This window comes from Kribbella sp. NPDC104218, assembly GCF_055584105.1.
Genome location: NZ_JBVJMQ010000002.1, coordinates 1,144,222 through 1,166,508 on the forward strand (window position 1 = coordinate 1,144,222; position 22,287 = coordinate 1,166,508).

At 68.5% G+C, this 22,287-nt stretch carries 8 protein-coding genes; 5 read left to right on the top strand and 3 right to left on the bottom strand.

All coding sequences use genetic code 11. The annotated features are described in order from the left end of the window. Nucleotides 1–138 precede the first annotated feature (138 nt). Both ACZ6ZD_RS21205 and ACZ6ZD_RS21210 read right to left on the bottom strand, forming a co-directional pair. Nucleotides 139–939 carry an endonuclease/exonuclease/phosphatase family protein gene (locus ACZ6ZD_RS21205; protein WP_465674606.1) on the bottom strand — a complete coding sequence of 267 codons (801 nt, stop codon included), beginning with the start codon at nucleotides 937–939 and terminating at the stop codon, nucleotides 139–141. Nucleotides 940–1,069: 130 nt separating this feature from the next. Next, a complete protein-coding gene (locus tag ACZ6ZD_RS21210; RefSeq protein ID WP_465674608.1) occupies nucleotides 1,070–2,650 on the bottom strand; it encodes a DUF5722 domain-containing protein in 1,581 nt (526 codons plus the stop codon). Nucleotides 2,651–3,012: 362 nt separating this feature from the next. Here ACZ6ZD_RS21210 and ACZ6ZD_RS21215 point away from each other — a divergent pair, with 362 nt between their 5' ends. Further along, the gene (locus ACZ6ZD_RS21215; protein WP_465674610.1) at nucleotides 3,013–3,870 is read left to right on the top strand and encodes a MurR/RpiR family transcriptional regulator; all 858 of its coding nucleotides are present in this window, start codon (nucleotides 3,013–3,015) and stop codon (nucleotides 3,868–3,870) included. A 3-nt stretch (nucleotides 3,871–3,873) separates the two neighbouring features. Here ACZ6ZD_RS21215 and ACZ6ZD_RS21220 read toward each other — a convergent pair whose 3' ends face one another. Continuing rightward, nucleotides 3,874–4,365 carry a helix-turn-helix domain-containing protein gene (locus ACZ6ZD_RS21220; protein WP_465674612.1) on the bottom strand — a complete coding sequence of 164 codons (492 nt, stop codon included), beginning with the start codon at nucleotides 4,363–4,365 and terminating at the stop codon, nucleotides 3,874–3,876. Between the two features lie 170 nt (nucleotides 4,366–4,535). Here ACZ6ZD_RS21220 and ACZ6ZD_RS21225 point away from each other — a divergent pair, with 170 nt between their 5' ends. The 4 genes from ACZ6ZD_RS21225 to ACZ6ZD_RS21240 all read left to right on the top strand — a co-directional run bounded on the left by ACZ6ZD_RS21225 (nucleotide 4,536) and on the right by ACZ6ZD_RS21240 (nucleotide 22,265). Next, nucleotides 4,536–8,279 (top strand): nSTAND1 domain-containing NTPase, encoded by a 3,744-nt coding sequence (locus tag ACZ6ZD_RS21225; RefSeq protein ID WP_465674614.1) that lies wholly within the window; start codon nucleotides 4,536–4,538, stop codon nucleotides 8,277–8,279. 164 nt (nucleotides 8,280–8,443) lie between these two features. Then, nucleotides 8,444–14,986 (top strand): LamG-like jellyroll fold domain-containing protein, encoded by a 6,543-nt coding sequence (locus ACZ6ZD_RS21230; RefSeq protein ID WP_465674616.1) that lies wholly within the window; start codon nucleotides 8,444–8,446, stop codon nucleotides 14,984–14,986. Between the two features lie 79 nt (nucleotides 14,987–15,065). After that, a complete protein-coding gene (locus ACZ6ZD_RS21235) occupies nucleotides 15,066–20,801 on the top strand; it encodes an RHS repeat-associated core domain-containing protein (RefSeq protein ID WP_465674618.1) in 5,736 nt (1,911 codons plus the stop codon). Nucleotides 20,802–21,011: 210 nt separating this feature from the next. After that, a complete protein-coding gene (locus ACZ6ZD_RS21240) occupies nucleotides 21,012–22,265 on the top strand; it encodes a hypothetical protein (protein WP_465674620.1) in 1,254 nt (417 codons plus the stop codon). Nucleotides 22,266–22,287: the final 22 nt, after the last annotated feature.

Sequence of the window (22,287 nt, forward strand, 5' to 3'; positions counted from 1 at the left end):
GGTCACGGCCGTGAACCCGGGTTCAAGGTCCAGGGTCGCGTCCTCGACCACACCCCCCCCCCCCCCCCCGCCCCCCCCCCCCACCCCCCCCACCCCCCCCCCCCCCCCCCCCCCCCCCCCCCGTCCGACGTTTGCCGGTCAGTTGAGGGTCATGTTGGTCCAGAGCTTCTTGTGGTCGGAGTTGGGGGTGGAGACGACGGAGGAAGCGTTGGGGGTGAAGGCGGGGGCCTTCATGAAGACGTAGTCGATCTTGGCGCCGCCGTCACCGGTGGCGGGGCCGGAGCGGCTGCAGCAGCCGTTGGCTTCGGTGTGGGTTCCGGTCGCGCCGCCGCCGTAGGCCGGGCGGTACATGACGTCGAGGGCGTCGTCGGTCGGGGTGAGGTTGAAGTCGCCGCCGACGAAGGCCGGGTGGCCGGCGGTCGCGTAGTCGGCCAGGATGCTCGCCACCTTGTTGACCTGGACCCCGCGGGTCCCGTCGGCGTGGAAGTCGATGTGGGTGGAACACGCGATGAACCGCTGCGGGGACAGCATCGCACAGACCATCTTGCGCGGCTCGTGACCGTTCGGGTTCGGCAACGACCAGACCTTGTACCAGTCGCGGGTACCGCGGGTGACGAGCGCGATGCCGTAGTCCGAACCGTCGTCGCACTTGTGCGCGGTCGGGACGTGGATCACCTGGTAGTCGCGTGATGCCAGCTGATTGCGGATCCGGTTGGCTTGCCCGGCGCAGACCTCCTGCAGCGTCGCGGTCCGCGGGTTGCGGTTGATGATCGAGTCGACCACCTCGTCGGCGACGACGAGCCGGCCGTCGTTGCACTTGTTCCCGCAGAGATTGAAGCTCAAATTCCCGAACGTGTACGCCGCGGCGGCGGGCGCGGCACTCAGGCAGCTGGTGACGGCGACGGCGGCCGCGGCGACAGCGAGCAGGCGACGAATCATGATGAATCTCCTCGGGGCGGTTCGGAGTCACAGAAGGTCTCGCCGGGGAGCCTACTGCGAACGAGCGCCTCCGAGGGCCAGCTCGGCCATCGGCCGACCGCTCAGTTGGCGGTCGGCCGATGTGGTCGGGTCAGGCGCCGTAGCCCAGGAGTGATTCTCGTTGCTGGCCTTCGCAGTTGGCGTCTCGGCTGATGAAGTGGTCGCCCTTCCAGGGGATGTAGCAGCGGTAGATGGGGTCGGTGCCGGTGGTGCGGGCGTAGCCGACCGGGCCGAGGGGCGGGAGGCCTTCACAGTCGACGGAGCGGGTGAGGAGGTTGTGGGTGCCGACTTTGCATTCGTAGAGCGGGACGGTGCCCGGCTCTTGCTTGCGGAACAGGCGCCAGGTTGCTTCGGTGCTGAAACCGCTGGGGAGGATTCGGGAGGAGGCCCAGTGGCCGCGGGTCTGGTGGTTGCCGCGGGTGAGGGTGGTGTAGGGGAGTTTCTCGAAGCCGCAGCTGAGTTGGGCCGGCGTGAGATCGTTGCGGTTGGCAAGGGCCCAGGTGGTCCAAGCGGGTTTGGCGGTGCCGTTGGGGTTTCGCAGGCCGACGGCCAGACCGTCTTTGACCTCGTCGGCGTGGTCCTTCATCCGGTGGTAGTTGAAGTTCACGATGCCCGGGGTGCCGAGGACGTTGCGGAAGACGTTGCAGACGCCGGCGGCCTGCTTGGCCGGTGAGGACGGGTTGATCGAGTTGACGCCGCTCTCGGTCAGCTGGACCTCCTGCGCGGCAGGGTGGCCCGGGAACGTCTTGGCGAGCCAGCCGATCAACACCCCCAGGTTGCCGTGCGTCACCCACGGGTAGTCGTCCGGCCCGAAAACGTCGCTGACCAAGGGGTTCGAGTACGGATGGAACGCGATCCGCCAGTCGCGTCCACCGGCCCGGGCCGCGACTGCGCTGATCACAGTCGTTCCGGCCAGCTTGGCGTTGTTGCCACCCGCGGCCGGATCCTCCAGCTCGATCCCGAACTGGTGGTCGAGGGAGACCAGCACCTTCGCGGTCGACTGCTCGGCCTTGATCCGGTCGTACGCGGCGTTGTAGTTCGCGGAGATCTCGTCGAGCCATTTGGCCTTGTCACATGGGACGCCCTGGCCGCAGCCGATGTCGAACCAGACGTTGGTGTTCACCTCGTTGTTGATCACGAAGTCCGCGATCCGGCCGTGGCCGCGCAGCCCGTCGTACCGCTGGGCGAGCATCCCGGCGAACCGGCCGAAGTCCGCCGGATCGTTCGGCGTACAGAACCTCGCGAATCTCGAATCACCGTTGGCCGGCGAGCAGACCTTGCCCTGACGGGCCCAGGCCGGGGTGCCGTAGACGACCGCGGTGATGATCAGGCCGCGGTTGGCGTACTCGCGAATCTCGTCGTCGGTCTGCTGGTGGATCTGGTAACAGCGACCGTCGTACTCCTGCTCGCCGGTCGTACAGGGCGCGGACTTCACCGCGGGTTCCCACTCGTCCCAGATGACGTTGATCGCGACCCCGCCGGTGTTGTTGCCGGCGATCTCGTCCCGGTTCGGCCAGAAGTCGGTATGGATCGACTTGATCCGGTACGCGTCCCGGTCCGGGTACGGGAGCGCCAGCGGCGCCGCGACCGCCGGGTTGGCGGTGAGGAGGGTGGCGAGGGTGACCAGGAGCACCCCCACGCGGGTCATGGTCTGCCACGATCTAGCTCGCATCCGTCGATCCTTCCTGGGGTGTACTGCCAACGTTGCGGCTGGCACGCGGAGTCTCATGACCAGACCATGCATGGACGGACGGCGTCCGTCGATCCTTCTCACCACCGCCAAAGCGTCCGGATCCGGCCAGCCACCGACCGGCCACAGGGAGAAGGCGACCCGACGTGTGAATCATTCACCGGCCACCGGTCCGGTGCGGCTGACCCCGGCTGGTGCGCGTGGCCGGGAGCGGCCATCCGGGCTCGCTCCCGAGCGCCGGACGCCGGTCGGCGACCCGTCCGGCCCATTCCGCGGGCGCTATACTTCCGCGCCTTTCCGGGGAGTCATTGACACGTTTCAGTGACCGTCTGAGAATCGGTTCCATGCCCGAAACCCTGCAGGCCCGGATCCATGCTCTGCTGCCGGCGCTGAGCACCACTCAGGCGCGGATCGCCGACGAGGTGCTCCGGGATCCGGCCGCGGTCTCCGCCTCGACCATCGGCGAGCTCGCCGCGCGCTGCGGCACCTCCCTGCCCAGCGTGACCCGGTTCTGCATTGCCCTCGGTCTCGGCGGGTACGCCGAACTCCGGCTCGCCCTGGCCGCGGAGAACGTCCGGGACGCCGAACACGGCGCCGACGTCGAGATCGGCCCCGACGCCGGTATCGAGGAGGTCCTGCGGGTCCTGGTGAACACCGACACCCAGGCGATCACCGAGACCGCGGCGGGTCTCGATCTCGAGGCCCTGGACCAGGTCGTCCAGGCGGTGTCGGACGCGCGCCGGATCGACCTGTACGCGGTGTCGGGCTCGGCCTCGGTCGCCGAGGATCTCGGGCTCCGGCTGCACCGGATCGGCCGCGCCGCGTCGACCTGGAGCGACGTCCACAACGCGCTCACCAGCGCCGTCCTGCTCGGGCCGGGTGACGTCGCGATCGGGATCTCGCACAGCGGCGAGACCGTCGAGGTCCTGGAGCCGCTCCGGCTGGCGGCGTCCCAGGGCGCGAAGACCGTTGCCGTCACCAACTACCCGCGGTCTCCCCTGGCCCACACCGCCGAGATCGTCCTGCTCACCGCCGCCCGGGACCTCCCGCCCCGAACCGGCGGAATGGCCTGCCGACACGCCCAGATGATCATCCTGGAAGCGCTGTACCTAGGGGTGGCCCAGCGCGACCGGACGCTCGCCGAGCACTTCGTCACCCTGACCGCCGACGCGATCACCACCCACCGCGAGCCGACGTACTAGCTCTCACCTGCTGACGGCGAAGAAGTCGTCCGGCGTCGGGCACAGGCTGTCCAGGCGCCACGGGCACCGGCAGGCACTGGCCGCGATCGTGTGCAGCTCCTCGGCGATCACTCGCGCCAGCCGGATCTTGTCGATCCCGTACACCCCCGCGGTCGTGATCAGCTGGGCGGCGTCCAGCGCGGCGACGACGGCGTCCAGGACGTCGTCCGGTCCCGATGGACCCATGTTCAGCTGCGCAAGCGGCTCGGCGGCCCCCGCGCCGTCGATCCGGAGCACGGTCGCCAGCGCTTCCAGTGAGGACTGCCTCGGAGCGGCGATCCGATCACCCTCGAGGTTGCGGATCGTTCGGATGCTGACTCCGGACCGACGGGCCAGCTCCGCCTGGGTGAAGCCGCTGTCGGTCCGGGCGCGGCGGATCACGGCGCCGACGGTTTTCCTGCTGGACAGGTACGCGACCTTGTCATTACCAGCGTGAATCCACCAGGTGTCCGGCACCAGGCCACTCCCCCATCGTCGAACCCGGCTCGGCGTACGGCGTTGCCAGAACCCGCGGCTGCACCCCGCAGTCGCGTGTACTTGTCTACCGTGCCCGGGTTGTTCAGTTTCCCGTGGTGAACTCTGAACAACGGACTGTGAACGACGATCGCGTACGAGGGGTGGTTGGAGTGCCGGGACGCGAGAAGCCGCTGGAGCCAGGGAGTGAGCCCCTGGTCGGGATCGCGCGAGACCTGCGCAAGCTGCGCCAGGAGGCGGGCAGTCCCACCTATCGCGAGCTCAGCCGGCGTGCGCACTACTCGGCGGCGGCGTTGTCCGAGGCGGCGAGTGGACGGCGGCTGCCCAGCCTGGCAGTCACCCTCGCGTTTGTCGCGGCCTGCGGCGGCGACACCACGGAGTGGGAACAGCGCTGGCGAGAGGTCGAGTCCGAGACCTCGATGGCAGCGGCCGAACCGGGCGGGTCCGACGAGGAGGGCGCGCCCTATGCCGGGCTGGCCGCGTTCCAGGTCGGCGACGCGGATCGGTTCTTCGGGCGGGAGGGTTTGGTCGCCGATCTCGTCACCCGGGTTCGGGACCATCGGTTCGTCGGCGTGTTCGGCGCCTCCGGCAGCGGCAAGTCCTCGGTGCTGCGCGCGGGCCTGATGGCCGACCTCGCTCGTCAGGACCGCCTGGCGGTCGTGTTCACCCCGGGTCCGCATCCGATGGAGGAATGCGCAGTCCGGTTGGCCGGCGTACTGAACGTCTCGAGTACGACGCTGCTCACCGAGTTCACCGCCTCGCCCAAGAACCTCCATCTCCGGATCCGGCAGGCGATGGCCGATCGGGCGGACGACGCCGAGCTGGTGCTGGTGGTCGACCAGTTCGAGGAAGTCTTCACCTTGTGCCACGATCCCGACGAGCGGGCCTGGCTGATCACCGCGCTGACCACGGCAGCGTCCGTCCCGACCAGCCGCACCCGGGTCGTTCTGGGGGTACGTGCCGATTTCTACGGCCACTGCGGCCGGTACACGGAGCTGGTCGACGCGCTGCGGGACGCCCAGGTTCTGGTCGGTCCTATGACGTCGGAAGAGCTGCGCCGGGCCATCACCGAACCGGCGGCGCTCGCCGGTCGCAGGGTGGAAACCGCGTTGGTGACCGAGCTGGTCGCTGCAGCGGCCACCCACCCTGGGGTGCTGCCGCTGGTCTCACATGTGCTGCTGGAGACCTGGCGGCGGCGCCGGGGCACGACCCTCACCCTGGCCGGGTACGAAGCCGCCGGCGGGCTGCGCACCGCGCTCGCCCGCACCGCGGAAACGATCTACACCGGGCTCGCGGCCGATCAACAGGCCAGCGCCAAACACATCCTGCTTCGGCTGTGCGCGCTGGGCGATACGGGTGCGGTCACCAAGCGACGCATCAGCCGTCGCGAGCTGGACGCCGACGCGGACACCGCCACCGTTCTGGACCGGCTGGCCCAGGCCAGGCTCATCACCCTCGACCGGGACGGCGTGGAGCTCACCCACGAGGCACTCATCCGGCACTGGCCGCGACTCAACGACTGGCTGACCGAGAACCGGGACGGCCTACGGATCCACCGCCAACTCACCGATGCCGCGCAGACCTGGAACTCGCTGGATCAGGACCCCGGGGCGCTGTACCGGGGAACCCGGCTGGCGCTGGCCCGCGACTGGGCCGACGAGGACGGACACCAGAGCCGGCTCAACTCGGCCGAACAAGGCTTTCTCGATGCCAGCAACGCTGCTGAGGCCTCCGAGCGACAGACGAGCGCGCGACGCCAACGGCACTTCCGCTACCTGACCCTTGGGCTGACGGTCCTGCTCCTCGTGGTCACCGCTGTTGGGGCAGTCGCGGTCACGCAAGGCCGCGACGCCGTCCGGCAAAGCCGAGACGCCATCTCCCGCCAACTAGCTGCGCAGGCGCTGACGCTGGTCGAGTCCCGGCCCGGCAACGCGATGCTGTTGGGTGTGGAAGCCTTCCGCACGTCGCCGACGACCGAGGCCCGCGGAGCGCTGCTCAGCCTGTCTGCGCATCAGACGTACCAGACCGAACTTGTCGGTCATAAGGACCCGATCTCCGAGCTCGCATTCAGCCCGGACGGGAGCACACTGGCCACCGCCAGCCGAGACAAGACCGTCGTCCTGTGGGACACCCGGCAGCGCACCCGCCGAGCCACCCTGACCGGTCATGCGACCTGGCTGCGAGCAGTGGAGTTCAGCCCGGACGGACGGCTGCTGGCCACGGGTGGCGACGACAAGAACGTCGTACTCTGGGACGCCGCAACGGGCGCGCCGCGGGCCACGCTCACCGGGCACACCGCGACGGTGAAAGCCGTTGCGTTCAGTCCGGACGGACGCACCTTGGCCACGACCGGCGCCGACCAGACGATCCGGTTGTGGGATGCCGAAAGCTACAAGCAACTCGCGACTCTCACCGGCCATACCGGCGTCGTGCAGGCCGTGGCGTTCAGCCGGGACGGACGCACTCTCGCCACCGGCGGCGCAGACCAAACAGTCCGACTGTGGGACGCCGGGACCGGCGCTCAGCTGGCCAGCCTCACAGGGCACACGAAGTCAGCGGACGCCGTCGCCTTCAGCCCCGATGGACGCACGCTGGCCTCTGCCAGCCCGGACCGAACCGTCAGGCTGTGGGACGTCGCAAAGCGCACCCAGCTGGCCACCCTCTCCGGCCACACCGGCGACGCTCGAGCAGTCGCCTTCAGCCCGGACGGACGCACCCTGGCCAGCGCAGGACACGACCACTCGGTCATCTTGTGGGACGCCGCCAGTCACAACCTGCTGACTCGCCTCACCGGCCATCCCGACAACATCTACACCCTGAGCTTCAATCCCCGCAGTTCGATGCTCGCCTCGGCCGGAGAGAACGGGACGGTCATCCTGTGGGACCCCAGCGAGCGCCCGCTCGCCGGACACCGCGACTGGATCAACGACGTCGACCTCAGCCCCGACGGGCGCACGGTAGCCACCGCCGGTAAGGACGGCGCAATGATGCTCTGGGACGCCGACAGCCGGTCACGCCTGGCCACCCGCACCGCCAAGTCCTCGTCGATCAACGCCGTAGCGTTCAGCCCGGACGGCCGCACTCTGGCGGCCGGCACCGGCTCCGACACCGATCTGCCTACTGCTGCCAACTTCGCCGTCACCCTCTGGGACACCGCCAAGGACGCACCCGCGATCCTGCTCACCGGACACACCAATCGAGTCCAGGACGTCACGTTCAGCCCCGACGGCCGAACCCTGGCCAGCGCCGGCTTCGACGGCAAGGTCATCCTGTGGGACGTGGCCAGCCGGACCGCCGTCGCCACGCTCCCCCACGCCGATGGGCTCCACAGCGTGGACTTCAGTCCGGACGGCCGCACGCTGGCGACCGCGGGACAAGATCAGACCGTGGTGCTCTGGGACGTCGCAAAGCGCTCGCGGCTAGCCACCCTCACCGGCCACACCGGGGCGCTCAGAGAGGTCGCGTTCAGCCCGGACGGCCGCACCCTGGCCTCCGCAGGGATCGACCGGACAGTGATCCTCTGGGACGCCGGGCGCCGCACTCGATCCGCCGTCCTCGACGGCATCCCGGGGTCGGTGAACGCCCTCGCCTTCAGCCCCGACGGCCGCATGCTGGCCGCCGGTCTCACCGACCGAACAGTGCGGCTGTGGGACGTGGACCGGCGCGCGCATCTGGCCAGTCTGAGCGGCAGCCATACCGAACCGGTCCGAGCGGTCGCATTCAGCGCCGACGGCAGCACCCTCGCCTCCGCCGGCGCAGACCAGACCGCCACCGTGTGGACGACCGACCCGGAGCGCACCGCAAAGCGCATCTGCGACACCCTCGCCCGCAACCTCACCCAGGACGAGTGGCGCCAGTCCCTGCCGGAATCGCCGTACCGCGAAACCTGCACCTGACGCTCCGGCACCGGCGGCAACTTCCCGGCAACTTGCCGGGAAGGTCTGGTCGTCGGTGAGCTCCGGCTCGCAAACTTTCGCTGGCGCGGCCGCATGGGCCGCGTGGACGGCCGGGGCCGTCCAGATCCGGACTGGGGGAAGATGCGATGCGGGTTCGTCGATTCATGCGTGTGTTGACCACACTGGCAGTTGCTGTGGCAGTAGTAGGTCAGACCACAGTCGCCCTACCCGTAGCAGCCCAACAGCCGCCGCCAACGACCCCAACCGCCCCAACCGAGGTAGCCGAGCTCACCACCGAAGACCGGATCGTGCATGCACAGCCGGACGGGTCGATGCTGGCCACGCTGAACGTGGAGCCGGTGCGGGTCAAGCAGGCCGGCCGCTGGAATCCGGTCGACACGACGCTGACGCGCCGACCGGACGGAACCTTCGGTCCGCGCGCCGTCCCGGCCGAACTCGCTTTGTCCGCAGGCGGGACCGGACCGCTGGTGCGACTGGGGAGCGCGACCAAATCGGTCGAGCTGGCCTGGCCGGGCAAGCTGCCCGCACCGACGGTTCGCGGCGATACCGCTACCTACCCGGAGGTCCTGCCCGGCGTCGACCTGGTGATGCGGGCGGAGGCGAGAGGCTACGCCCAGCGGGTGGTGGTCAAGAACGCGCAGGCCGCGAAGAACCCGGCACTGCGCCGGATCAGCCTCGGCCTCAGCAGCAAGGGCGTCAGCGTCCAGCAGGCCGAATCCGGTGCGCTGCACGCAGTTGACGAACGCGGTACGCCGGTGTTCGAAGCCGCGCCGCCGTCCATGTGGGACGCCCCGGACGAGCTACCGGCCAAGACCCGCAAACAGGCCAGGGTGAAGGTGGAGCTGGGGCAGCGGAAGCTGACTCTCGTTCCGGACGCCGCGCTGCTCGCCGATCCGAACGCGAAGTTCCCGCTCACCATCGACCCGGACTGGAAGACCTACAGCAAGTCCGGCTGGACGAAGGTGTTCTCGGGTAAGCCGACCACGTCGTACTGGAACGGCGGCAACGACGTGGACACCTGGGCCAAGGTGGGCTACTGCGGGTTCGACTTCTGCAACGGCATCGACATCACCCGGGCCTACTTCCAGTTCGACACGAGCTCGCTGTCCGGAGAGATCCTGTCGGCCGAGCTGCGGACCACCATGGTCTACAGCCCCAGCTGCTCCAACGGAACCCAGCGGCACGAGCTGTGGCGGGCCGCCAAGTCGATCGGCTCCGGCACCACCTGGAACACCCGGCCCGACGGCCAGTCGCTGTTGGACACCCGGCTCGCCCCCTTCTCTTACACCGGTTGCGGCGGCTACCGATACCTGGGCTTCGACGTCGGCTCGTCGGTCAACACCAACGGCGTGTCCACCTACCTGCTCAAGGCCGATCACGAGGACTCCGCCCATCGGTGGGACTGGCGGAAGTACAAGGCCGGCGAGACCAAGCTGACGGTCAAGTTCAACCACCCGCCGCGGAAGCCGACCAACCTGCACACCGACCCGCCGCTGCCGGCGCCGTGCAAATGGTGCAACGACAAGAGCTACATCGGCGCTCAGTCGGACATCTGGCTCAAGGCGACGCTGTCCGACCCCGACGGTGACCAGCTGAAGTCCGTTTGGACGATCAACTACGGCGGCGGCGAGATCCAGACGCACCCGCTGAACAAGTCCGGCCTCGTGCGCGGTCACAATCTCGACCTGCGCGACAAGAACGGCAAGACGATCACCTGGAAGGTGCACGGCGTCGACACGGCCAACACCGCCGGGCCGAGCGCGACGGCGCCGACGTTCGCCGTGGACGCGACACGGCCGTCCAAACCACCGTCGGTGGCCGGTCTGCTGTATCAGGAAGGCGACAACCTCTGGCACGGCGGCATCGGGGTGCCGGACACCTTCACCTTCGGCTCGAACGGCGTCCCGGACATCAATCACTTCGAGTACTGGTGGACCGGCGAGACCACCAAGCGCAAGGTCTACGCCGACAAGCTGGGTGGCAGTGCGGTGCTGCGGACGGCGCCGCCGAAGGACGGGCCCATGACGCTGTTCGTCAACAGCGTCGACCGCGCGGGCAACCCGAGCGAAGAGCGGCAGTACGCCTTCAAGGTCCGGCCGGGCAACGGCGCGCTGGCGCACTACAAGTTCGAGGACGAGACCAAGAACTCCGCGTACCTGCCGGACACCTTGAACGACACCACCGGAGTGCTGTCCGGGACCACCAGCTACCCGGAGGGCGCGGTCGGGCTCGGCCTGCGGCTGGGCACTGACGGTCAGATGACTGCCTGGGCCAAGCGCGGTCCCGGCACGCCGATCAAGAACCTGGTCCGCACGGACAGCTCGTTCACCGTTTCGGCCTGGGTCAAGCCGACCGACCCGGCCGTCGCGCAGACTGTGCTCAGCCAGTTCGGTAACGCCGCACACGGGTTCCGGCTCGGAACCGAGAACGGCCGCTGGGTGTTCGCGATGCCGCAGTCGGACAGCCCCACAGCGGCGGTCGACAAGTTGCTCGGGCCTGACGCCGCGGCCAAATGGACGCACGTGACAGCGCGGTACACCGTCAACAGCAGCGGAGCCGGCGGCGTGATGACTCTGTTCGTCGACGGAGCCGAATCGGCCGTGAACCACAACGTACGGTGGCACTCCGCGGGAGAGTTCAAGGTCGGTCCCTTCATCGGCGACGTCGACGAGGTGAAGGTCTGGGACCGGTCCCTTTCCAACGGCGAGGCGCGGGCACTGCTCCGGCAGGACAACGTCCAGGCCGCGCACTGGCCGTTCGACGAGACGTCCGGCACCACCGCGAACAACGAGGTGATCGGTGGGAGCGACGCCGTCCTGAATCTGGGCGCGAGCTTCGGCGACGAGAAGCCCGTGGACCGCGGCTACCTCCGGCTCGACGGCGTCGACGACCACGCGACGCCGAGCACCCCGCAGCTGCGCACCGATCAGAGCTTCTCGGTGTCCACCTGGCTGAGCACGGACAAACCTTCGATCACCCAAGCCGCACTCAGCCAGGACGGCGCCTCGGAGGCCGGCTTCACCCTCCGCCTCCAGGACGACGGGCGCTACGCCTTCACCATGACTCGGAGCGATACACCGGATTCGGTCAGGGACACGGTGCTGTCCGCGGCACTGCCCAAGACAACCTCGGAGTGGCGCCATCTGGTGGCCGTGTACGACTCGGGCAGTGGCCGAATGACCTTGTACGTCAACGGCAAGGCGACCTCGGTGACCCGTCCGGCGCCGACCTGGAACGCCACCGGCGCCTTCCAGATCGGCCGGATGATCGCGAGCGGCGGTTACGGTACGCCGTGGTCCGGCAAGATCGACGACGTCCGCGTGTACCACCGGTCGATCTCGGACGCCGAGGTGAAGGGCCTGCTCGCCGTCGGAAAGCCGACGGTCGGCCACTGGAAGCTGGACGGAAACGCCGAACCCGGCGGCACGCTGAAGGGTGACAGCGCCCCCACCTGGACCGCCGGGCAGTCGGACGTCCCGGATCCGTCCGATCTCGCGATCAAGCTCGACGGCAGGCAGAAGCAGCATGTCGAGGCTCAGACGACGCTCAACACCAGCGACAGCTTCGCGGTGGCCGCCTGGGCGAAGATCGACAAGGCCGGCAGTGCCCAGATCGTGGTTTCCCAGGACGGCAGCCCGAATTCGACGTTCACCCTGGGCGCGATGCCTGATGCGAAGAACGTCACCCGCTGGGCGATGTCTCTCATCGGCACCTCCGGACAGATCAGCAGAGCGGTCGGCCCGGAGGTTCAGATCGGCCAGTGGACCCATCTGGCCGGGGTGTACAGCAAGGACCCGGGCAAGCTCGATCTCTACGTGAACGGTTCGCAGCAGGGCACGGCCGCGGTCACCGCACCGTCTGCCGGTTCCGGGCCGCTGATCATCGGCGCGCGCAAGTACGCCGGAGTGCGCGAACAGTTCTTCACCGGCGCCGTCGACGATGTCGAGGTCTACGCCAGGGAGCTGTTCTCGAACGAGATCGCGACGATGGCGGGCCGGGATCTCCGGTTGCGGCACAGCTGGCCGCTGAACGAGCCCGGCGGATCGACCACAGCGGACAGCACGGGCGGCCTCGGCGGCACCCTGCGCGGCGGCGCGGCCTTCGTGCCCGGCAAGTCGGGCAATGCGATCAAGCTGGACGGGGTGGACGACTCGGCAGGCACTTCGGCGCTGACCAGTATGCGCACCGACCAGAGCTTCACGGTCTCGGCCTGGGTCTATCTGGACGGCTACCGGGACGGCAGCTCCACGATGACCGCGGTCAGCGTGGACGGCGCCAACACCAGCAAGTTCCGGCTCGGGCACCGCACTGACGAGAACAACGGAACCCCTTGCGTCGAAGACCCGTTCCTGCCGTGCGGCGAGTGGCTGTTCGAGCTGCCGAGAGCCGACCGGGACGACGTGGCGACTTCGGCCGCGTTGAACACGAGGGCCGCCGAGGTCAACAAGTGGGTGCACCTGGTCGGCGTGTACGACCAACCAAGCAACCGAATCTGGTTGTACGTCAACGGAATGCGGGTCGCTCAGGCCGACATGAACTCTCCGTGGACCCATCCGACGACCGGTGGCAACGGCGGCGTACAGATCGGTCGCGGCAAGATCAACGGCTCGCCCGCGGAGCACTTCCGCGGCGCCGTGGACGACCCACGACTGTATGTCGGGGCGCTGAACCACAGCTGGGTCTCCGGGCTGCACAACTCCTACCTGACCGCGGACGCCGGTCCCGGTCTCGCGCAAACCGTTGTGGGGCATTGGAAGCTCGACAACGACGAGCTGGACTCATCCGGTAAGGACAAGGCGCTCACACTTGCCGGTACGCCGGAGTGGCGACCCGGTCGAGACGGTTCGGCTCTGTGGCTGTCCGGTGACGACCAAGCGTCGTCCAGCGAGCCGTTGCTGGACACTGCGGCTGCCTTCTCGGTGTCCGGATGGGCCAATCTGCAGGACAAGACGGCCAACCGAACCGCGGTCGCGCTGGAAGGCGCCACCGGCAACGCGATGAAGGTGTACTACGACAAGGCGAAAGACCGATGGGCTGTCGCAGTCGACAGCGGCGGAGTGGTCACCACAGCCCATTCCACCCTCCCGGTGCGTACGGACGAGTGGACGCACCTGGCGGCCAGCTACAACCCGACCAGCCACCAGGTGTGGTTGTACATCAATGGAACAGTGTCTGCGGCCAACCTGACGCCGGACCGGGCAGTGGTTGCCAGCGGCCACCTCCTGGTTGGCCGGGCGGCGGCCGGCGAGTTCTTCAAGGGTGGCCTCGACGACGTGCGGGCCTATGCGAAAGCGATCACCGCGTCGGAGGCGCGCACCCTGCACGACGAGCCGCCCGGGACCGTTCGGGACAGCTGGCGGTTCAACGACGGCACCGCCCGGGACTACTCGCGCGGCGGAGTCGACCTGACGATGTCCGGCGGCGCCACCATCGAGGACGGCGGAGTCGATGGCAAAGCGCTCCGGCTGGCAACCACCGGCGCACACGCCTCCGGTGCGTTCGGAGTGAGTACCAGGGACAGCTTCACCGCCTCTGCCTGGGTGAAGCTGACCAATCCGGGCGAGGCACCGGCCACCGTGCTCAGCCAGGACGGAACGCGCAACCACGGGTTTGCGCTGCAGTACCGACCGGCCGCGAACAACTGGGCGTTCACGGCGTTCGACCGCGACGCGGACAATGCCGATCCGCTGCTGGTGGTGTCCAACCAGCCGGCAGCGCTGAACGAGTGGGTGCACCTCGCCGGGGTGTACGACCATGCGGCGTCCCAGCTGCGGTTGTACGTCAACGGTGTGCTGCAAGGACATCTGGACGGCGTGACGCTGTGGGACGCGATGGACAAGCTGTCGATCGGCCGCGGCAAGGTGAACGGCAAGCAGACGGACTACTTCACCGGACTCATTGACGAGGTACAGGTGGGGCAGGGCGTGCTGTCCGACGCCGAGATCGCGGCCAACGCCGCCTGGGCACCTGCCCCGGCCGGCCAGCTCGGCCGCTACGTCAACGCGGCGGGCACCTGGCAGACGGCGAGCACCGACGCTCCGCCGTCCGGCTACCGGTTCGAGTCCAGCCTCGGGATGCCGGCGCCGGTCGGCGCGCCCAACACCAAGATGCTGTACGGCTGCCGAGTCGGCGTCAACGTGGTCACCACCGACGACCCGACCTGCGCGAACGGCCTGTACCCGAAGGCCGGCGACATCGGTCTCGTGTACATCAGTCCACCCGCCGGAGTCAGTACCGTGCCGATCAATCGGTGCAAGAAGGCCGGAGTGCACTTCGACTCGCGGTGGGACTCCTGTGAGGGCCAGGAAAAGGAGCTGATCCTCGGCTACGCGGTCGGTTACGCACCGATGGTGCGCTACGTCAGTCCGGCCGGCGACCACGACAACGGTGTCGAACGCGACCAGTGGTCCACGGTGGACGGCACTCCGCCTGGCTACCGGGTCGACGAGCTGCAGGGCTACCTGCCGCTGTCCGCAGCGGACGGACAGGCCGACCTGGTCGGTTGCCGAGCCGGAATCGACCAGTACTTGTCGCTGACCTGCGACGGCGCCGTACCGCTGGGCGGACAGGGCCGACTGTTCACCGACAACGTGCCCGAAGACCTCGTCGACGCGCGGTGTTCCGGTGCAGCGCCGGCAACGAGAAGTTCCTCTCGGTCGACGACGCCTGTGAGGGACGGCAGGTGACCGATCAGCTCGGTTACTTGCTGACCGTGCCGCCAGGTGGCGTCGAACCGGCCGAGAACTGAGCGAGGGGGAAACGAGAATGAGGAATCCACTGCGTGCGATCGCGGCCGGCGTCGGACTGGTTCTGGTAGCGACGCTTCTCGAAGTCAATGCCACACCGGTGGCCTACGCCGACGGCGGGCCGTCGGTACCACTGCCACAGGTTCCGTCGACGTCTGTCAGCGAGCAGACCCTGGGGTCGCGGCCAGCTGACGCCGCGACCGCGGCGGAGCTGACCGGCCCGCAGGCCGACACCGAGGCGCAGGCCGGCGGCGGTGCGCACACGGCCACCTCGCTGTCGCCTTCGGCAACCTGGGAGGTCGCCGCACGAACCGGCGACTTCACCTGGTCCTATCCACTCCGGGTGCCGCCGTCGGCCGGCGGGCTGGATCCCAAGCTGTCGCTCAGCTACGCGTCATCCGGAGTGGACGGACGCAACAGCGCGACGAACAACCAGTCCTCCTGGATCGGTGAGGGCTGGGATCTGTCGCCAGGTTTCGTGGAACGCACGTACGCCTTGTGTCAGGACGACAAGGGCGAGTACACACCGCCGGAGGGCACCGGGGATCGGTGCTGGAAATCGGACAACGCGACCGCGAGCTACAACGGCGGCGGCGGGATGCTGATCCGGGACTCCAGCACCGGAACCTGGCGTCCGAAGTCGGACGACGGCTCCAAGGTCGAGCGGCTGAAAGGCGTTGCCAACGGCGACGACGACGGCGAGTACTGGAAGATCACCACGGTCGACGGCACCCAGTACTTCTACGGGTCGCGCGCCGCGTCGGAGTCCACCTGGACCGTACCGGTCTACGGCGACGACCCCGGGGAACCCTGCCACGACAGCACCTTCGCGTCCTCGTCGTGCACTCAGGCCTGGCGGTGGAACCTGGACAAGGTGATCGACCGCAACGGCAACATGATCGTCTACAGCTACGAGAAGGAGACCAACTCCTACGGCAAGAACAAGCAGGACGACGCGGCGTCCTACGTGCGCGGCGGGTTCTTGCGCCGCGCCGAGTACGGCCTGCGCGCGAACGACGGTAACGCGCAAGCCGGTGGGCGGGTCGACTTCGAGGTGGACAACCGCTGCATACCTGGCCTGGATGCGGGTGAGTGCGCCTTCGACAAGCGCGGCAACTGGCCGGACACGCCGCTGCGCGACCGGTGTGTGTCGTCGACCTGTAAGGACAAGCACAGCCCGACGTTCTGGACGACGAAGAAGCTGTCCAAGATCACCACGAGCGTGCGTCGGGGAGCCGGCTACACCCCGGTGGACAGCTGGGAGCTGACGCAGAGCTTCCCTGATCCCGGAGACGGCTACAAAGCCGCCCTGTGGCTCAAGAGCATTCAGCACACCGGTCACGTCGGTGGTACGACGACGCTGCCGTCGGTCAGCTTCGAGGGCACGAAGTTCCCCAACCGGGTGGAACGAGTGGACGGCGTCGGTCCCCTCAACCGCTACCGCGTCACCGCGGTTGTGTCCGAGGCAGGCGGGGTGGTCGCGGTGACCTACGCCAATCCGGACTGTACGGCGTCCTCGCTGCCGGCCAAGCCGGAGACCAACACCAAACGCTGTTATCCGGCGCGCTGGCGCAAGGACCAGCACGCCGAGCGCACCGACCACTTCCACAAGTACGTGGTCGGCCACGTGTCCACGATGGACCTGAAGGGCACCAACCCCGAGCAGACGACGTACTACGAGTACCTCGGCGGAGCCGCTTGGCGCTACGACACCTCCGAGTTCGTCGCCGCGGACGACAAGACCTGGAACGAGTTCCGTGGGTACGAGCGGGTCCGTATCCGCTCCGGCGAGACCGACAACCCCTCTGGACCGCCCACCCAGACCGAGCTCCGGTTCTATCGAGGAATGGACGGCGACCGCGCCGGACCCGACGGCGGCACGAAGTCCGAATCGGTCGCCGACTCGGAGAACGGCCTCCGCGTCGACCATGACTGGCTCGCCGGTCAGCCGGTGGAATCGACGACCTACAACGGCGTCGGCGGCGCGGCGGTCGCCAAGAAGGTGAGCTGGCCGGACTACCAGGGGCCGACCGCCACCAGAGGATCGCTCAAGGCCTATGTGGTGACGAGCGGCACCGAGGAGAACTACACCGCGCTCGCCGCCGGTGGCTGGCGCGTCACCAAGCAGGTCACCGAGCACGACGGCTACGGCCTGCCGATCAAGGTCGACGACCTCGGCGATCTGGCCACTGCCGCCGACGATCGGTGCACCCGCACCACCTACGAGCGGGACGCCGGTCAGTGGCTGATCGACTTCCCGTCCCGGGTGGAGACGGTCGGCGTCCGCTGCTCCGCGGCCGCCGCGTTCCCCGAGGACGCGATCAGTGACACGAGGAACACCCGCGACCTCCGCGGGAACATCACCAAGGTCGAGCAGCTGAAGAACCGCACGCAGCAGGGGCCGATCTACTACACCGCGGGCGCCAGCAGCTACGACGGGCTCGGCCGCGTGCTCACCTCGACCGACGCGGTCGGGCGCGTGACCAAGACGGAGTACACGCCGTCCGGCGCCGGTCCGCTCACCCAGAGCGTGGTGACCAACCCCAAGGGGCACACGGTCGTCACGACCCACGACCCGGCTTGGGGCGCGCCGACCAAGACGGTGGACCCGAACCAGCGGGTGACCGAGACGGAGTTCGATCCGCTGGGCCGGAAGACCGCGGTGTGGCTGCCGAACCGCAGCCGGGTAAGGGAATCCGCCAGCCACAAGTACTCCTACAAGACCAGCAAGACCGAGCTGAGCACGGTCACCGCCAGCACAGTCGGGCCGAACGACAACCAGGTCACCGTCAAGACCCTTTACGACGGCCACTATCGCGAACGGCAGAAGCAGGTACCGGTGCCCGGCGGCGGCAGACTGCTCACCGACGTCCGCTACGACCGGCTCGGCAGGGCGTACAAGAAGACCGCGCCGTACTACAACAGTGGCGCGGTGGACGACCGGCTCTGGGTGGCCGCGGACAACCAGGTGGCCAGCCACACCGTCAGCGAGTTCGACGGCGCAGGGCGAGAGATCGCGACCGTCACCTTCGGTTTCGGCGTCGAGAAATGGCGTGCCACCACGAGGTACGGCGGCGACCGGGTCCACCAGACACCGCCGTCCGGCGGTATTGCGACGACGACGATCAGTGACGCACGGGGTCGCCCGATCGAGCGGCGTACACAGAGCGGATCGTCGCCGAACGCCGGATTCGACAGCACGTACTACACCTACGCCAAGGCCGGGCAACTTGAGTCGGTGAAGGACCCGGCGGGCAACGTCTGGCGCTACGGCTACGACCTTCGCGGTCACAAGATCCGGGTGGAGGATCCGGACAAGGGCCTGGTCACCAAGACCTTCGACGACGGCGGGCAGTTGCTCACCACGACCGACGCGCGCGGCAACACGCTCGCCTACACCTACGATCCACTCGGCCGGCAGACCGCCGAGTACGACGGCCAGGTCGGTGGCACCAAGCGGGCCGAGTGGGCCTACGACACCGCTGTGATGGGCAAGGGGCAGATCGCCTCCTCGACGCGCTACCTCAACGGAGCCGCCTATGTCAGCCGGGTCAGCAACTACAACCCACTGGGTAAGCCGCTCACCACGAGCGTGATCATCCCGGAGGCAGAGGGCAAGCTGGCCGGCAGCTACACCTCGTCGTCCACCTACAACGTCGACGGGAGCCTGGCGAGCACGCTCTACCCGGCGGCGGGCGACCTGCCCGCTGAAACGGTCAGCTACGGCTATGACAATGCCGGAAGGCCGCTGACCACCACCGGCGGGCTGTCGGGCACCACCGTGCCGTACGTCGGCGAAACGCTCTACAGCCGCTACGGCGAGGTGGAACGCGTTCTGATGGGCGATCCGAAGGTGCTCGGCGGCCGGGCGTGGCAGTCGTACTACTACACCGACGACACGCGCCGCCTGCAGCGGACGATCTTCGACACCGAGGTGTACCGCCCGATGCAGTCCGACGTCCGCTACGACTACGACCCAGCCGGCAACATCACCTCGATCGCGGACCGCACCCTCGATCAGCCGGCCGACGTCCAGTGCTTCCGCTACGACCACCTGCGACGACTGACCGAGGCGTGGACGCCGGGCTCGGACTGCGCCGCGACGCCGACTGTGGAGGGTCTGGCCGGGCCAGCGCCGTACTGGCACTCGTTCGGGTACGACAAGGTCGGCAACCGAACCAGCGACGTCCAGCACGCGGCCGCCGGTGACACCACCCGGACCTACACCCCGGTCCGGCCTGGTTCGCACCAGGTAGCGTCGGTCAGCCAGCCCGGCGCCCCGACCGACACCTTCAGCTACGACGAAGTCGGCAACACCAAGACCAGGACCGTGGCGGGCAAATCCCAGACGCTGACCTGGGACGCCGACGGCGAGCTCGCCAAGGTCACCGAGGGCACCACGGCGACCGCATTCGCCTACTGGGCAGGCGGCGGGCGCATGCTGCGCCGCGAGCCCGGCAAGACGACGCTGTACCTCGGCGCGCAGGAGCTCAGCCTGAACACCGCGACCGGCTCGCTGACGGCCACCCGCTTCTACAAACACGGCAAAGCCACCATGGCCTCCCGCACCGCGTCCGGCCTGACCTGGCTCGGCGCAGATCACCAGGCCACCCTCGACCTATCCGTCGACCGAACAACCATGAAAACCACCCGCCGCCGCCAAACCCCCTTCGGCGGCGCCCGAGGCCCAGCCGTCACCTTCCCCGGCGAAAAAGGTTTCGTCGGCGGCACCAACGACGCCTCCACCGGCCTCACCATGATCGGAGCCCGCTACTACGACTCCGCCCTCGGCCGATTCCTCTCCGTCGACCCCATCATGGACGCCGCCGACCCCCAACAAATGCACGGCTACACCTACTCCAACAACAACCCCATCACCTACTCCGACCCCACCGGCCTCTCGTTCGTCAGCGACATCTGGGAAGGCGCCGGCGATCTGGTCAACGCCGGCGCGGCGCTCGCTACCGACGCTGTCGAAGGGGTGGTCGAAATCGGTGAGGGTGTCGTCGATGTCGCCGTCGGCGCCTACGAGGCGGTCGAGGGCGGCGTCAAAGGCACCGCGGGGTGGATCACCGGCAACGACGAGGCGATGAACAACGGATGGTCCCAAGCCGGCGATGGTCTGCTCACGGCACACGGCGGTTTCCGCAAGATCTACGAAGGCGGCAAGAAGGTCGCCGCCTTCGGGAGCCTCGTCTGCCCGACCTGCCGGGTACTCGGCATGCTCGCTACGGGGCTGTCCGGCACCAGCGCAGTCGAGAACCTGCTGAACGGTGAGGTAGAGAAAGCCGGGTTCGACATGCTCGGTTTGGTCACCGGAATGGCCGGCGCTCGCGCCGGAACCGAAGCGGGCAAGGCGAGCCAGAAAGGCGCTGCGGCCCAGGACCGGGCGACGAGATTCGAGGACGCCGCTCTGGGCCCCGAGCACGCCAGCCTGGCAGTCAACCAGAAAATCGTGAACACGCATCTCGAAGCCATCCACCAGGCGAAGCAGGCGAAGCTCTACAGCCGATGGAACTGGTCCTTCTACGGGCTCGGGCTCACTGGCTCGCTGGCGGCCGGTGCCTACGAGAAGAAGCGCCCGTCGCTCGGCCCCCTGGGCATCCTCCAGATCGCTAGCCTCCTCCCGAAGCAGCCCAGTGGAGGTGGCGGTGGCAGTCACGGTCGCGGCAGTGGGGGCGGTGGCTCGGCGGGGGGCTCGGATGGGTGTCGGGTGCCTTCTACGCCGGGGCGGTTGGGGGGCCGGACCTGCTGACTGAGTGGTAGTTGCTGCGCCGTACGGGTTGTCCGTGCGGCGCAGCGGTCTGTGGTGGGGTCGTGAGCTCGAGGTGCATGGCGGCTGCCCGATGGGGTCGGTTGGGAGTGCCCCAAGGTCTGGCCTGGGGCACCGGCGGGGCGGGGCGGGGGCGGTGATGCTGGGACGGCGGTTCGATCCAGCCTCCCGCAGCCGAGCGAAGGTGACCAGATGTACGACCAAGAGACCGAGCGAGCAATTGTCGCCGTACAGATCGTGGGTGAGACGCAGGCCGAGCGGTGGTTCAACGCGGTTTGCGCCGCGTACGCGAATGCCGGCTCCGACTGGGATGGGGTGAAGCGCGAGCTTGCGGAGACGGCGTCGCAGTTCGACTCCAGTTTCGGGAGTTCGTTCGTGGAGACGTTCGTGGTCGCCGTCGAACGTCTCGGCAACCCGATGGGCGTCATCGCGGAGATGGACCGGATCGGGGTTGTCGAGCTGGCGCGCGCCTACCCCCAGTTGGTTGCCGCGGCGAGTCCGGCGCCACCCGACATGACGACGCTGTCGTGGGTGACCGAGGCGCAGCAGCGCAAGCTCGAGGCCGGGGTCGGCGGTATCTGGCCCGAGTTCGTCCGCGACGCACTGGACAGCAAGTACCCGGTCTGGAGGTCCGCGCGCACGACCGACCTGCAGAAGTTCCTCGACGACTGGTCCGATCACCTGATCGCCGAACACGTGCCGCCCGCGCCGCCCCCGCCCTCCGATGCCGAGACGCTGTCGTGGGTGACGGGCGCACAGCAGCGCAAGCTTGAAGCCGGCGTCGGCGGTATCTGGCCCGAGTTCGTCCGCGACGCACTGGACAGCAAATACCCGGTCTGGAGGTCCGCGCGCACGACCGACCTACAGAAGTTCCTGGACGACTGGTCCGATCACCTGATCGCCGAACACGTCCCACCAGCACCGCCCCCGCCCAGTACGACGAACCCCCGGTGGGTCGCGTTCCTGGAGCAGCACATCGGGCGCTTCAAGGGTGAATCGTCGTGGACGTTCTACCGGGGCTGGCTGCTCGCGGAGTCTCGCTCGCTCGGCTTCGGCACCGAAGCCGCCGCCTTCGTCGCGCACGCCGAGTCGCTGCCGACCAGGGCCGCAGCCTTCGCCGAACTCGGCATCCAGCCAACAGCCCCCGCCACGAAGGCTCCCGCCGAGGCGGCGCCGGCAACCCAGCCGGCCGCAGCCGTTCCCGAGCCGGCCGCAGTCACCGCACCGACGCCGACCGAGCCGGACGTTCCGGCCGAACCGGCCGCCGCGACCGCGCCCCCGTCACCCGGGCCGGATGCTCCGGCCGCACCGATCGAGCTCACCCTCGACACGATCCGTTCGATCGCCGACAAGCTCGAGTCCCGGACCGACCTGACGCCCAGCGAAGCCGAAGCCTTCGAGGAGCTGGCGGTCCTCGCCGGCCTCACCTTCGAAGACATTCCGTAACCACCACCGAACGGAGCATCTC

What these genes read in the sequence shown, in the direction of transcription:
- ACZ6ZD_RS21205 (WP_465674606.1), bottom strand. Translation starts at nt 939, where the DNA reads ATGATTCGTCGCCTGCTCGCTGTCGCCGCGGCCGCCGTCGCCGTCACC.
- ACZ6ZD_RS21210 (WP_465674608.1), bottom strand. Translation starts at nt 2,650, where the DNA reads ATGCGAGCTAGATCGTGGCAGACCATGACCCGCGTGGGGGTGCTCCTG.
- ACZ6ZD_RS21215 (WP_465674610.1), top strand. Translation starts at nt 3,013, where the DNA reads ATGCCCGAAACCCTGCAGGCCCGGATCCATGCTCTGCTGCCGGCGCTG.
- ACZ6ZD_RS21230 (WP_465674616.1), top strand. Translation starts at nt 8,444, where the DNA reads ATGCGTGTGTTGACCACACTGGCAGTTGCTGTGGCAGTAGTAGGTCAG.
- ACZ6ZD_RS21235 (WP_465674618.1), top strand. Translation starts at nt 15,066, where the DNA reads ATGAGGAATCCACTGCGTGCGATCGCGGCCGGCGTCGGACTGGTTCTG.
- ACZ6ZD_RS21240 (WP_465674620.1), top strand. Translation starts at nt 21,012, where the DNA reads ATGTACGACCAAGAGACCGAGCGAGCAATTGTCGCCGTACAGATCGTG.